We start from the raw sequence: 13339 nt of genomic DNA, 5'->3' as shown, positions 1-13339 counted from the left end.
CAAGGAATTCTTATACACATTATGGCTCCTGCTAAAAAGCGCGTATTGATGGTATTCGGCACGCGACCCGAAGCCATCAAAATGGCCCCTCTCGTTCTTGCACTTAAAAACGATCCAGCATTTGATTGTCGTGTTTGTGTGACTGCACAGCATCGGCAGATGCTTGATCAGGTATTGTCACTGTTCGGCATTGTGCCAGATGTCGATCTGGATATTATGCAGCCCAATCAAGACCTGTATGACATAACGGCGAATGTACTGATAAAACTGAAAAGCGTGTATGAAGAGATACAACCTGATGTGGTGCTTGTACATGGTGATACTACGACGACCATGTCTGCCGCACTCGCGGCGTACTATAAGAAGATACCGGTAGGTCACGTCGAAGCAGGGCTTCGAACTGGTAATATCTACAGTCCGTGGCCAGAAGAAATGAACCGTAAAATTGCCGGTGCTATCACGCGCTTTCATTTCGCGCCGACTTCACAGTCTGAGCAAAACCTGCTCAACGAAAACCACCCTGCTGAACACATCACAGTGACCGGCAATACGGTGATTGATGCGCTTTTGTGGGTACAAGAACTGCTGACCACTGATGACAAGCTAGCATCCGAACTGGCGGATAAATTTCCGTTTCTGGATTCGTCAAAGCGCCTTATTCTGATCACTGGACACCGCCGTGAAAACTTTGGAGAAGGATTTGAAAGTCTGTGTAAAGCCATCGCTGAGATTGCGTCTCGAGGTGATGTGCAGGTGGTGTATCCGGTGCATCTTAATCCCAATGTGCAGGAGCCAGTCAAGCGCATACTTGGCGACACCGAAAACGTACATTTGATTGAGCCTCAGGACTACCTGCCGTTTGTGTATCTGATGCAGCGAAGCTACTTAATATTGACCGACTCAGGCGGTGTGCAGGAAGAAGCGCCGTCACTGGGTAAGCCAGTATTGGTAATGCGCGATACAACCGAACGTCCTGAAGCGGTAGAAGCAGGAACGGTGAAGCTGGTGGGCACGGACACGAACGCGATCACCAGTAATGCGAATTTGCTGCTGGACGAGCAGCAAGCCTATGAAAATATGAGCTTTGCGCACAATCCGTACGGAGATGGCAAAGCCTGTGAACGAATTATAAATGCTTTAAAAGAAGGATTGCATTCATGAGTGCAGCGATCAATAAAGTCTGTGTGGTTGGCCTGGGATATATCGGCTTGCCGACGGCGGCCGTTATTGCGTCGCGTGGTATCGACGTGGTCGGCGTCGATGTGTCAGAAAAAGCCGTCAATACCATCAATGAAGGAAAAGTACATATTGTTGAGCCGGATTTGGATATGGTCGTTCAGGCCGCGGTAACAACCGGTAAGCTACGCGCGACCATGACGCCAGAAAAGGCTGATGCGTTTATGATTGCTGTGCCTACACCGTTTAAAGAAGGCAAAAAGCCGGATTTAAGCTACATTCGCGCCGCCGCAGAAGCAATTGCGCCGCAGCTTGAAAAAGGCAATGTAGTGATCCTTGAGTCTACATCACCTGTTGGTGCCACTGAGCAACTGTCTGCCTGGCTTGCTGAACTCCGCGCTGACCTGAGTTTTCCGACCAATGCACAGGGACAACCGGATGTGTTTGTTGCGCACTGTCCCGAGCGAGTTCTGCCCGGCCATGTGTTAAGAGAGCTAGTAGAGAACGACAGGGTGATAGGCGGTATCAGCGAGCAGTGCAGCGAGAAAGCCAAGCAGCTTTATCATGTGTTTGTACGCGGTGAATGTATTGTAACCAATGCCCGTACCGCTGAACTGGCCAAGCTAACAGAGAACTCCTTCCGTGATGTGAATATCGCTTTTGCTAATGAACTATCGATCATTTGCGACAAGCTGAATATTAACGTGTGGAACCTGATAAGGCTGGCTAACCGCCATCCTCGTGTGAATGTGCTAAATCCTGGTCCTGGTGTAGGTGGTCATTGTATCGCCGTTGATCCATGGTTTATCGTCGACTCTGCGCCTGAAGAGGCGCGTATGATCCGCACGGCACGTGAGGTCAATGACGGAAAGCCTGACTATGTTATTGAACAGGTAAAACGTGCTGCCGATGACTTTAAGCGCCCGGTGATTGCCTGTCTTGGTCTGGCCTTTAAGGCAGATATCGATGATTTACGGGAAAGCCCCGCTGTTGGAATTGCAAAAGCGCTGGCTGATGCTGATATAGGAGATGTTCTCGCTGTCGAGCCAAATATTTCAGAGTTGCCAACAAAGCTGGAGGGTAAAATGGAATTAGTCTCGTTAGATAACGCTCTCGCACGGTGTAATGTGTTAGTAGTGCTAGTTGACCATACACCTTTCAAAGCGCTCCGCATGGATGAGATCGCGAAAAAAGTGGTCATCGATACACGCGGTTTATTTTCGCAATAACGTATTTCTCAATAATACAAATTATTACTGAAATTTCATGCGTGCCCGGTAATGTCGTGTACACTACGGGCAAGTATCAGGACGACGCCAGTTCATTATGTATGAAAGCCATTACGGGCTGAATTCAAAGCCCTTCCAGTTGACGCCAGACCCGGAGTTTTTCTTTGCCAGTAAATGGCACAAGCGCGCAATGTCTTATCTGCAATATGGATTATCGCAGGCTGAAGGCTTTATTGTTATTACGGGCGATATTGGTACGGGTAAAACCACACTGGCAAATAGCCTGCTGAACGATCTGCAAAACGACATTTTCGCGGCGCAAATTGTGACCCCTAAACTCAGCCCTGACGAGCTGGTCAAAATGGTCGCGGCTAAATTCGAACTGGATGTCGCCAACAAAACCAAAGCTGACCTGCTCAAAGACTTAGAGTCTTTTCTGTCTGCTTTGCATCAGCAGGGACGACGTGCGCTTTTACTGGTCGATGAGGCGCAGAACCTGCCGCTCGAAACCATTGAAGAGCTGCGCATGCTGTCCAACTTCCAGGCCAAAGGCAAGCCGCTGCTGCAAAGCTTTTTATTAGGTCAGGAAGAGCTCCAGCCTATTTTGCGTGCACCGAACATGGAGCAGTTCAGGCAGCGCATCGTTGCCTCTTGCCACCTGGCACCGCTTACGGATGAAGAGTGCAGGGCCTACATTGAATACCGCATGCACCATGCTGGCTGGAATGGTGCAAATTTGTTCTCCAACGAAGCTTATGAAAAAATTTATCAGTTCACCCACGGCGTGCCGCGTAAAATTAACACGCTAATGGACCGTATCCTGCTCTACGGGTTTCTTGAAGAGCTTGAAAGACTCGATGAAGAAGCGGTCGAGAACGTGGTCAAGGAAGTGGCGGATGAAATGTTTATCCCAGAGCCCGAGGAAGAAATTAAAAAACACGAGGTCACCGAACTTACACCCGAGGGGCATGAAGTCAAAGACATCGAATACTATAAAAACATGCTTAATGAACTGGTTGACGCACTGGATAACGCCATAAGCCACAAGATTAAGCTCACCCGTTATATCGATAAGCTGCTGAAGAAAAAGTACAAAACCTACGTGCGACTAAAGTCAGACGATTCAGATTAATCTAAAAACCGATAGGTTAGGCCGATGGAAATTCTTCTGTCTGTAATATCAGTGCCTCCAAAGCCAGTGTTTAGTGTACCGCTTCTGTCTACATATTTCAGACTCCCTTTAACACTGAGCCTTTTACCGAATTCTCTGCTTAAGGTAATACTCGCGTTCCACGTATCACTATCTCCACTTGGCTGTAGTTCAGAACGCTGTTCTGTGTTGGCGTAACTGATATTACTATTGATACTAGTTACACGGCCCAGTCGTATCCCTGCCGTAAGCCCAACGGAGTAGAGCCTGCGCTGCCGTTCCTGTTCTAACGACTCGTCTAATGCATACCTTCCGTCGAGAGAAATTGAAAATGTCCGTTTGGAATAGCCTAGCTGTCCATTTAACGATTTACGCAACAGTACTTCATTATTCAGTTCGACATTTTGTGAACTAAATTGCACAAACTGTTCATTAGCATCTAATTGATAGTCTAGAGTATTGGGCTGAAAACAAGCACTCAAGGCTACAATGCCGTCTGCGCACACAAATACCCCAAGGTTTTCTGGGTTTGAAATAAGTCTGGAAAAACTCGTTACATCTTCTGAATAAGAGAGTCGGGCGCGAACCTGTTTGGCGTTATAGCTGAATTCAACACCAGCTGAATCCCCATAAAACCGGCGACCATAGTTGGCGCTAAAGCTTGTTCTTGTGGTAAACGCCCAATTGATATCCACACCTATAAAGGTATCACCGTCATTTTCTTCTAACTCAGATTCAGATGTATTGATGGTTAATGCAATTCGCCTCTCATTACTCGGACGATAACTCAGTCCTACACCTGCAGAATTAAATTCTCTTGCGGCACTTGCCCTGCCAGTTTGATTTCCGAACTGATTTCCTTCGTGAGAGCCAACAACAGTAAACGCAAGATTTTGGTAAAGAGGAATGTCTATATTTGCAGATACGGATCGGGATATGAAATCGCTCTGAGCACCACCACGTTCTGTTGCGCTAAAGCTGGAATTTACATTCCAGAAGAAGTGTTCCGCATCAGTACCATTCTGTAAGGAACCTTGTGCAGATATTGTATCGTTATCTAAATTCTGAGTATTTTGTCGTTCACTACGTTCTGAATCAGTGAAGGCGTATGATACTTGTCCGAAAGCCCTTAGCAATTTTCCGTTCGGCACGCTGGTACTTGCGGCAATTCTATTTGAACGGGTTTTAGACAAATCTTCTGAATTCAACAAAAAGTCATTCACTAGATAGCCATCTGTGTTGACGTTTTGATAGTTCATCGCTCCGCTCGCAGTAATCGTCAAAAGATTATCTACGGGTGACCACGATGCTGAATATAAATATTCTGCAAAGTTATCTGTGCGACTATTCTCGTCAAGTTCTCTGTCTAAAAACGTATATGTTCCTGCCCACCTTCCTTGAAACGTGCGTGTTCTGTACTCTCCGGAGAGTCTCGGTTTGACACTGAGAGTATTTATGTCATCTGGTCTGTTTGGGTCTGCCGTCTCAATACCTTGGTTGATAAGAGATGTTGATATGTCCGCATTAACGCTAAGTTCTTGTGCGTTTGATAGGTTCGACGAAATGAGCACTCCGAAAAGTGCGCCATATTTAGAATTCTTACTGAGCACAGGCGATAACCAACAATTCGTCTTACGCTTCGCGTTGTGTGTAGTAGTAACCATAGTAACCGGTTCCTTCCGAATCTGAGTTAATGGACTTATTCACAACGAAACCTATTGCCATATCGGGGTTGAGACGTTCAACAGCCAGCTTTATATCACCTATTTTTGATTTTCCCTCTTCAACGACAACAACAGCTTGCCCCGCGAAGTTGGCGAGAATTGCAGATTCGTTTATGCCGATTAACGGCGGCGTATCGAAGATAACCACCCGATCCGAGTACCGATTGGCGAACTCATCAACAATATCATGCATCTTCTGGCTGGCGAGCAATTCTGTGGATAAATGGTGTGATTTCCCTGCGGGGATTATTTTTAGCTTATCGATAGATGTGGGATATAAAACATCGGCGATATCTTCTTTCTCCCCCAACAGGTATTCCATGATGCCTGGGCGTTTCTCAAGCCCCAGCGTATTCAGTACGTTCGGCTTGAGCACATCTGCATCGACTAAAAGTACGGTTTTGTCCTGTTCTGCGGCAATACTTAATGCAAGATTAGTGGCGGTGAATGTTTTTCCTTCACTCGGCCGCGAACTTGTTACCATGATGATATTGCTGTTGTTTAGTGTCTTGGCTAAGCCTCCAAAAGCATTGCGTAAGAGTTTGCGTTTTATTTCGCGATACTCTTCGTTTATTTTACTGCGAGAATCACTTAGAGATACTAAACCAGCTTGTTGTAGCCACTCACGGTCAAGTTTAAATGGCTCTAACTCCGATTGTGATGCTGTATCAACAGTGGCTTTTGATGTAGCCAGTTGTTCACTTGTATCTTCTGGGGTGATCGTATTCTGAGTCTCTTCAGCAGATTCCGCGATCTCTTGCAGTTTCTTCTGTTGAGCCTCTTTTTGCCGTTGCAAAGCTCTTTCTATTGTATTGCTCATTAGAGAATACCTCCCAGAAGATCTATGTTCATTAGCTCAGCCGTCACGAGAGCACCATACATCGCCACAACTAGTCCAGAGGATAGAACGAAAACCGCAATTCTCACTCTGTTTTGCTTCCGTATTTGCTCCAACTTCAGGTGTGTAACTGTCCCAAGAATGGGATAGTCGCTAACATTTGCTAGTTGCTTCGCGCGAACTAACACAGGCGCCAACTGACTTATCAATAAGGCTAATCCAATGCCTGCACCAAACCCAACAAGTAAAACGCCGGTATAAAACAACAGTCTATTTGGTCCAGACGGCCTACTCGGTACCAGTGGTGGCTCAATTATTCTGAACTGTAGTTCTTCCGCAGAAACATCGGCACGTCTTGAAAGATCTGCTGCCTCTCGTCTGTTGAGCAGCTCTTCATATTTTTTCTGAGTTATGCCGTAATCTCTGTTCAGAGCAGCAGCCTCAGCTTCAATCTGAGGGACTAAATCGATCTTTTCTTCGAGATCTCTAATCTTAGACGTTAAGTCATCTTCCCTGACTCGAAGTGAGGCGATTTGACTTTCTAACCGGCTGACCTCGAGCTTCAATTCTTGGTTCAACGAACCCGGTGCAGGGGTATCATCATCTGCACTATCTCTCAAGAATGCATCGATTTCCTTTTGACGAGCTTCATACAGCGCATCTAATAAACTCTGTGTTTCAATAACGTCGGGATGTTGTTCCGTAAAACGCAACCTCAAACGATCTAGCTGCTCTTCCAGACCCAATATCCTTTCATCATATCGAGTCCTTAACGCGGGTGAATCTGCTCCATCTGTTACGCCAAGCCCATCAGTTGCCTTCTTCGCTGAAGCTATTTGTTCTTTTAAGGAAGCTGCTTGTTGCTGAGTCTGTTTAATTGTCAGCTCTACAGACTCTAACTCTGCTGTCAGACTCTGCAGGTTAGAATAAAAGCTTCCCTGTACGGGCAGAATATCGTTGTATTGTCGCTTAAAATCAGCTAATCGCTGCTCAGCTTCCTCAAGGCGAGATTCATACTCTTCTATTTGCTCTGTAAGAAAGCGTTCAGCAGTGTCTGTATCGCGTCGTGAATTTCCTAGTGATCCTTCTACAAAAAGGTCGAGTGTCTCCTGAACAACGGTTTGCGCCATAACAGGGCGAGGATTTGAGTAACTGATGGTAAATATATTATCGCGGCCTGTAGAGCCAAGTCGTATTGAACTACTCAAGCCAGTGACGAGGGCTTCAAACTCCGCTTCAGTTGTTACTTGCAAGTCCAGATCGGACTCTCTGGCGATGGTTTCCACATTGCTTCTACTCAGAAGCGTTCTTGCCATCATCTGAATTTCTTGTTGAGGATCAGATTGAAATGCCAAACCACGGAGTAGCGGCTGCAATACAGAACGTGTGTCCACAAAAACAACCGCTTTTGATTCATAAACATCTGGTAATGACGCCACATACAGAAACCCTGCAGGACATATAAGCCATGAACAAATCATGACATACCGTTTCTTTATCCAAATCCCTTTGATGTAATCAACGATGAGATTCAGTGTTTGCTGTAAGTCGTGCATGCGCTACTTCTGCTGTATTTATTATAGTGGTCCGAATAATTACTATCGAGCCGTCTCTAGTACCAGGCTTCCGGTATGATGACGATATCGCCAGGTAACATATCAATATTTTTGGATATGTCCCCTTCCCGGATGAGGTCGTCGATAGATAGGTCATATGTAACTTGTTTACCATTCACTACACGAACAAGCTTTGCATCATTTCCATCTGCAAATTCAGTAAGGCCACCCACGGCGATCATTAAATCAAGCAGTGTCATGTGCTGGGTGTAGTTGATTGCACTTGGGCTTGTGGCTTCTCCAATAACGCGGACCTGCTCGCTCAAAGGCCCTGAGAAGTTATTGACGCTCACAGTAACGCGAGGGTTATTAATGTAAGTAGAAAGTTGCTCTTCGATCTCTCTGGCAAGCATGGTTGGCGTGCGACCTGCAACCTCTATATCCTCTACGAGGGCGGTGGTTACTTTACCATCGGGTCTGACAATAAAGCTGCCTGATATCTCAGGGTTCCGCCATACGAAGATGGTGAGATTATCTCCGGGACCTATCAGGTACTGATAATCATTCACGTCTGTTGTGAGCGATGCGCGGGTGGTTGCTTCTGGCAAAGTTTGATTCGCACAACCTACAATATGCAGTGCTATAACAACTGATGCCAGTCCTTTAATCCAATTTAACGCCTTCATAACTGTTACCTGTTTTGCAATCCTGAAGAAAGTTGTCATTTACGCGCAACCCAAACCCGTTATAATCTTGTTTTAAGTGGTTTTTGTACGCCAATAGTCACATCTTATGATAACTCTTCAACCAAATGCTAGTGGAAAGGTTAAATGGCGATAAAGAATAATAGGCAAAACAAACGCGCAAACACGCTTATGCTGTGTGAGGGCGTCATTATCGCCTACATGGTTTACATGGCTGAGTTGCTTGTTAGTCAGGTATTTCAACGAGAAGCCGCAAATTCAGAGGCGCTGTTGGGGCACATGGTGTTTTTTACACTCGTTGCGCTCCTATGTTCTCTTTCCGTTGGGCTATACGAAGCAAAATTGCGTGAAACGTTTAGAGGTATTATCCGACGGATTTTCGTCAGTGTAGGGCTTACCTATTTCATCGTTGAAGTGATAACAAGCACGATACTAAAAAGTTTTCAGCTAGACACATACTTCTTACCTACAGCAACCGCGCTAGTAATCCTCACACTAGTGCTTTTTCGCTACTTTACGAACAGACTCGGTTTTCTCGGATTGGGTAAAACGCGTACCGTGATCTTAGGCGCTGGGGAGAGAGCGTCCATAATAGAAAAGCGCATGCGCCGTGATGTTGACAGACTGAGTTTCGAACTCCTTGGTTTTATTCCCGTTCCTGGCGATAACCGCGAGGAAGGTATTCAGAACGAGAAACTCATCCATGTAAAAGTGGATGAAAGCTTCCGGAACTTCCTGGATAGCAATGAAGTTGAGGAAGTTGTTATTGCATGTGACCAACGTCGCGGAACACTTCCTGTTGATGTTTTGTTCGAGTGCCGTATCAGAGGCATAGAGATCACTGATTTACTTGATTTCATGGAACGCGAGACAGGGCAGATTGTGGTGAATCTGATGTACCCAAGCTGGGTGATTTATTCAAATGGATTCCAATCTCAAAACTATCTAAGAGATGCACTCGATTATCTTGTTAATGCCTTCCTTGCGTTCATTATATTCTTTTTTGTCTGGCCGTTTATGCTACTCACGGCTGTCGCTATTTATCTGGATGATGGTCGCAGAACCAAAACATCCGTCTTTTACGAGCAGGAACGTGTTGGATTGAACGGCAAACTTTTTAAAATCAAAAAGTTCCGTAGCATGCGTCCTGACGCAGAAAGCGAGGGAGCGAAGTGGGCTCAGAAGAATGATGATCGCGTGACCTCCATCGGCCAATTTATACGGAAATACCGCATCGATGAGCTACCACAGTTGATAAATGTGTTTCGCGGTGAAATGGCGTTTATTGGGCCAAGGCCGGAGCGTCCTGAGTTCGTTGAACGACTTATCAAAGAGGTTCCTTACTACAACCAACGGCATAACGTAAAACCCGGATTGGCCGGTTGGGCACAGCTTAATTATCCCTATGGCGCAAGCGTAGAGGACTCCCTCGAAAAACTAAAATTTGATTTATATTACGTAAAACATCAAAGTCTTCTTCTCGACCTTCTTATCCTGATTAGAACGGTTGAAGTGGTGCTGTTCGGTAAAGGTAGATAAACATTGGAACTTGCAGGCGACAGTCGCAGTAACGCCATGACAGTGGATGTTGAAGATTATTTTCAAGTCTCTGCATTCGAATCGGTTATTACTCCACAGGATTGGGACGCTATAAGTCCTCGTGTTGGCCAAAACACTCATAGGATTTTAGATCTTTTCGCAGAGCATGGTGTTAAAAGTACTTTTTTTACACTGGGCTGGGTGGCCAAGCGCTGCCCTGACATAATAAAAAGAATCGTAGAAGAAGGACACGAGCTTGCCAGCCATGGTCTGGACCATCGCCGAGCCACGACAATGTCTAAAAATGATTTACGTGACGATATTAGTCAAAGCAAGGACATCCTGGAGGATATTGGCGGAACGCGAGTCATTGGTTACCGTGCTCCAAGTTTTTCAATTAACTCGTCCAATGAATGGGTGTACGACGTTCTGAAAGAGCTAGACTTTATCTATTCGTCTAGTACATACCCTATCGCGCATGATTTATATGGCGTACCTGACTGGCCAAGGTTTAAATACGCGCGCCCAGAGGGCATCATAGAAATACCGATCCCAACGATTCGCAAAAAGGACCGTAATCAAGGTATTGGCGGGGGAGGATACTTTAGATTGTATCCTTACAGCTTGTCTAAGAAACGTATAGACAATTATTTGGCGAGTGAGAACGAACCTTATAGCTTCTATTTTCACCCCTGGGAAATCGATGCATCTCAACCGAAGGTAAAAGGTGCACCGCTAAAATCCAGAATACGGCATTATATCAACCTGTCTCGTATGGAAGGTAAGCTTGTCAGGCTGTTGAAAGATTTTAAGTGGGATACGATGCGAGACACCTATGGCATTATTCAATCCTGATGGTGTAATTGATTAAATTAAGCATGAATGGAGTCAGTGTTGATGTCTAATGTTGTAGTTAATGTTTTAGTTGCTCCATATTCTGAAAAGGATAGAGAAGCCTGGAACAGTTACGTTGACAGTCACAATGAAGGAAGTTTTTTTCATCTCATTGAATGGTCGGACGTCATACAGGATGTTTTTAACCATACTCCTCACTATCTTGTCGCCACGCAAGATGCTCGAATAGTCGGTCTTCTTCCTCTTGTTGAATTAAAAAGCTTGCTATTTGGTCACTCTCTCGTATCCACACCGTTTTGTGTATATGGAGGCGCGATCGCCGATTCGCCTGAGATTAAGAAGCAATTGGAAGACGAGTCGGTAGCGTTGGGAAGGAAGCTCAGTGTCGATTACGTTGAACTTCGTTGCCGAAAGGCTTCAGATAACCCCTTATTTGAGGTGTCGTGTCAGCATTCAACTTTTGGCTGGGAGTTGTCAGATGGCCCCGAAGCCATTCTAGCTGCAGTGAAAAAAAAGCAGCGTGCAAACATTCGTCATTCTCTCAAGAAAGCGCTAGAGGTGGCTATTGATCAGGACGCAGATACGGCCTACGACATTTACTCAGAAAGTGTGAGAAACTTGGGTACGCCAGTATTTGACCCTAAGTATTTTCCTGCATTAGTGAAATATTTCGGGGATAAGACTGAAGTGCTCACCGTAAAAAGTGGCGGTAAGCCAATATCCTCGGTGCTGAGCTTCTATTACAAGGATGAAGTGCTTCCTTATTACGGCGGCGGAACGTTTGATGCGAGAGGCTTGAAAAGCAATGACCTAATGTATTATACGCTGATGTGCCATGCCCAAGAAAAAGGGTGTAATCGGTTTGATTTTGGTCGCAGTAAAAATGATTCTGGTGCATTCAAATATAAGGCGACATGGGGTATGGAACCTGAACCACTTCACTATATGCGCGCTTTAATCAACGCTACTGAGCAACCTAATCTCAGTCCGAATAACCCTAAGTACGCGCTCTTCATCAATACCTGGAAAAAGCTACCACTATGGTTATCCCGGTTACTTGGCCCCTTTCTTTCAAAATATCTGGGCTAAGTAATGTCGGTAATGAATTCACCTTCACAGTATATAACCTCACGATTTTTGCTTGGCGCAGGTGGCGTGCTGCTCGCTTGGCTTTGGGTTTATGCAGAAACGCTGCAACATATGGTGCAGGTGTGGGCTGCATCCGAAGCGTACAAACACTGCTTTTTTATTCCTTTAATTTCAGCCTATTTGATTTATGAAAAGCGTTTTGCATTGGCAAGAACGACCATACAATTTCGTCCGGAAGTGCTTATCCTTCTGTTCTTGGGACAACTCGCGTTTATTGTCTCTGCTGCGTTAGATATTAATCTGCTGATGCACACAGCTGCGGTGTGCTCGTTAATTGTGATTATTTGGTCGCTTATCGGGCACCAGGCGGCTCGTGTTTTGATGTTCCCGTTGCTGTATTTGCTGTTCAGCATTCCGTTTGGTGAAGAGCTCGTACCTTGGTTGCAGGATGTAACTGCATGGATAAGCGTCAGTATGCTGCAGCTCTTTGGCATACCTGTTTATCGCGAAGGGCTCTATATATTCATCCCTAATGGTACGTTTTTAGTGGCCGAAGCGTGTGCGGGAATTCGCTTTCTTATTGGAACATTTGCTATTGGTACATTGCTCGCTTATTTGAATTACCAAAAGTATTGGAAGCGTTCTCTGTTTATCCTGCTGTGTGCCGTTATTCCAATATTGGCTAACGGCATTAGGGCGTTTGGCATAATCATAATCGGGTACCTAACTGATATGGAGCATGCAACTGGGGCCGATCATCTCGTTTATGGTTGGTTCTTCTTTGCGTTTGTCATGATCATCCTTTTCTGGCTTGGTACCTTTGGCGTTGATAACGTCGAAAAAGAAGAGACTAATGCATCACTCACTTCCGCCATGCCAACTCTTTCACTGCTGAAATTGGGGCTGCTAATATTGGTGCTTATTGCACCGTACGCAGCATCGAATTATTGGCTGTATGGTACTGGTGCAACCTCCGTTTCAGTCAAGGACCCAGCACCATCAATCCTTTCAGCACGAATTGAATCGTCAGAACTTAGCTGGTCAATGCCTACTGATGAAATCATTTGGACGGGCCGAGTAAACAATGTGCCTGTTCGATTATTGTATGTTAATGAAGATGTGCATGGCCGAGAGCTGGTGAGTGGCAGACATCGTCTGTTTAATGAGAAGTTCTGGTCTCCTGTGCGTAGCTACCGAGAAGACACCGATGGACGGGAATTACAATTTGCTGAAATTGTGAATACCACAGGTGAGAGAAAACGTCTTGTTTCCTGGTATCAGGTCGGTGAAAAGCAAACGGCTAACAGTTTAAAAATGAAGGTCCATCAGTTGATGGCAAGGCTAGCTCACGAGCCTGCTGATGGTTATTTCATTGTGGCTGAAATTCCAGAAGGTAGATCGCTAGAAAGTTTATTGACGCTTTTCGCGCCGCTAACGCACATTGCTGACTCAAATGGTGTGCATGATGGGTAAGCGACA

At 45.5% G+C, this 13339-nt stretch carries 11 protein-coding genes; 7 read left to right on the top strand and 4 right to left on the bottom strand.

Annotated features, from left to right (window positions below; translation table 11 throughout):
* The first annotated feature begins 21 nt into the window (after positions 1-21).
* The 3 genes from wecB to G441_RS0115530 all read left to right on the top strand — a co-directional run bounded on the left by wecB (position 22) and on the right by G441_RS0115530 (position 3537).
* Entirely contained in the window at positions 22-1161 is a 1140-nt protein-coding gene (wecB, locus tag G441_RS0115540) for a non-hydrolyzing UDP-N-acetylglucosamine 2-epimerase (protein ID WP_034475361.1), read from the top strand.
* A complete protein-coding gene (gene wecC, locus G441_RS0115535; RefSeq protein ID WP_026377208.1) occupies positions 1158-2405 on the top strand; it encodes a UDP-N-acetyl-D-mannosamine dehydrogenase in 1248 nt (415 codons plus the stop codon). Before wecB ends, wecC begins: the two co-directional genes overlap by 4 nt.
* A gap of 97 nt (positions 2406-2502) precedes the next feature.
* Positions 2503-3537 carry an XrtA/PEP-CTERM system-associated ATPase gene (locus G441_RS0115530; protein ID WP_026377207.1) on the top strand — a complete coding sequence of 345 codons (1035 nt, stop codon included), beginning with the start codon at positions 2503-2505 and terminating at the stop codon, positions 3535-3537.
* Here G441_RS0115530 and G441_RS18870 read toward each other — a convergent pair.
* From G441_RS18870 to G441_RS0115510, 4 genes are read right to left on the bottom strand one after another with little or no spacing between them, the layout of a single operon-like run.
* A complete protein-coding gene (locus tag G441_RS18870) occupies positions 3534-5219 on the bottom strand; it encodes a TIGR03016 family PEP-CTERM system-associated outer membrane protein (RefSeq protein WP_084407403.1) in 1686 nt (561 codons plus the stop codon). The two genes, G441_RS0115530 and G441_RS18870, sit on opposite strands and share 4 nt — an antisense overlap.
* Positions 5188-6099, bottom strand: a complete 912-nt coding sequence (locus G441_RS0115520) for an XrtA-associated tyrosine autokinase (RefSeq protein ID WP_026377206.1) — start codon at positions 6097-6099, stop codon at positions 5188-5190. Before G441_RS0115520 ends, G441_RS18870 begins: the two co-directional genes overlap by 32 nt.
* Positions 6099-7673: an XrtA system polysaccharide chain length determinant gene (locus G441_RS0115515; RefSeq protein WP_026377205.1), complete on the bottom strand. Its 1575-nt coding sequence runs from the start codon at positions 7671-7673 to the stop codon at positions 6099-6101. The genes G441_RS0115520 and G441_RS0115515 overlap by 1 nt, the downstream gene beginning before the upstream one ends.
* Before the next feature lie 56 nt (positions 7674-7729).
* A complete protein-coding gene (locus tag G441_RS0115510; RefSeq protein WP_034475359.1) occupies positions 7730-8359 on the bottom strand; it encodes an XrtA/PEP-CTERM system exopolysaccharide export protein in 630 nt (209 codons plus the stop codon).
* A gap of 144 nt (positions 8360-8503) precedes the next feature.
* On the opposite strand from G441_RS0115510, the gene G441_RS0115505 reads away from it, so the two are divergent.
* The 4 genes from G441_RS0115505 to xrtA are packed head-to-tail and all read left to right on the top strand — an operon-like array spanning position 8504 to position 13333.
* Positions 8504-9916, top strand: a complete 1413-nt coding sequence (locus G441_RS0115505) for a TIGR03013 family XrtA/PEP-CTERM system glycosyltransferase (protein WP_026377203.1) — start codon at positions 8504-8506, stop codon at positions 9914-9916.
* A 36-nt stretch (positions 9917-9952) separates the two neighbouring features.
* The gene (locus G441_RS0115500; protein ID WP_034475357.1) at positions 9953-10771 is read left to right on the top strand and encodes an XrtA system polysaccharide deacetylase; all 819 of its coding nucleotides are present in this window, start codon (positions 9953-9955) and stop codon (positions 10769-10771) included.
* 42 nt (positions 10772-10813) lie between these two features.
* Complete coding sequence (locus tag G441_RS0115495) at positions 10814-11860, top strand: FemAB family XrtA/PEP-CTERM system-associated protein (RefSeq protein WP_026377201.1); 1047 nt, start codon at positions 10814-10816, stop codon at positions 11858-11860.
* A gap of 3 nt (positions 11861-11863) precedes the next feature.
* A complete protein-coding gene (gene xrtA / locus G441_RS19415; protein WP_084407402.1) occupies positions 11864-13333 on the top strand; it encodes an exosortase A in 1470 nt (489 codons plus the stop codon).
* The last annotated feature ends 6 nt before the right edge of the window (positions 13334-13339 follow it).

This window comes from Aestuariibacter salexigens DSM 15300, assembly GCF_000429145.1.
GTDB classification, from domain to species: Bacteria; Pseudomonadota; Gammaproteobacteria; order Enterobacterales; family Alteromonadaceae; genus Aestuariibacter; species Aestuariibacter salexigens.
This window is presented reverse-complemented; position numbering and strand designations above follow the sequence as displayed.

What these genes read in the sequence shown, in the direction of transcription:
- wecB (WP_034475361.1), top strand. Translation starts at nt 22, where the DNA reads ATGGCTCCTGCTAAAAAGCGCGTATTGATGGTATTCGGCACGCGACCC.
- wecC (WP_026377208.1), top strand. Translation starts at nt 1,158, where the DNA reads ATGAGTGCAGCGATCAATAAAGTCTGTGTGGTTGGCCTGGGATATATC.
- G441_RS0115530 (WP_026377207.1), top strand. Translation starts at nt 2,503, where the DNA reads ATGTATGAAAGCCATTACGGGCTGAATTCAAAGCCCTTCCAGTTGACG.
- G441_RS18870 (WP_084407403.1), bottom strand. Translation starts at nt 5,219, where the DNA reads ATGGTTACTACTACACACAACGCGAAGCGTAAGACGAATTGTTGGTTA.
- G441_RS0115520 (WP_026377206.1), bottom strand. Translation starts at nt 6,099, where the DNA reads ATGAGCAATACAATAGAAAGAGCTTTGCAACGGCAAAAAGAGGCTCAA.
- G441_RS0115515 (WP_026377205.1), bottom strand. Translation starts at nt 7,673, where the DNA reads ATGCACGACTTACAGCAAACACTGAATCTCATCGTTGATTACATCAAA.
- G441_RS0115510 (WP_034475359.1), bottom strand. Translation starts at nt 8,359, where the DNA reads ATGAAGGCGTTAAATTGGATTAAAGGACTGGCATCAGTTGTTATAGCA.
- G441_RS0115505 (WP_026377203.1), top strand. Translation starts at nt 8,504, where the DNA reads ATGGCGATAAAGAATAATAGGCAAAACAAACGCGCAAACACGCTTATG.
- G441_RS0115500 (WP_034475357.1), top strand. Translation starts at nt 9,953, where the DNA reads ATGACAGTGGATGTTGAAGATTATTTTCAAGTCTCTGCATTCGAATCG.
- G441_RS0115495 (WP_026377201.1), top strand. Translation starts at nt 10,814, where the DNA reads ATGTCTAATGTTGTAGTTAATGTTTTAGTTGCTCCATATTCTGAAAAG.
- xrtA (WP_084407402.1), top strand. Translation starts at nt 11,864, where the DNA reads ATGTCGGTAATGAATTCACCTTCACAGTATATAACCTCACGATTTTTG.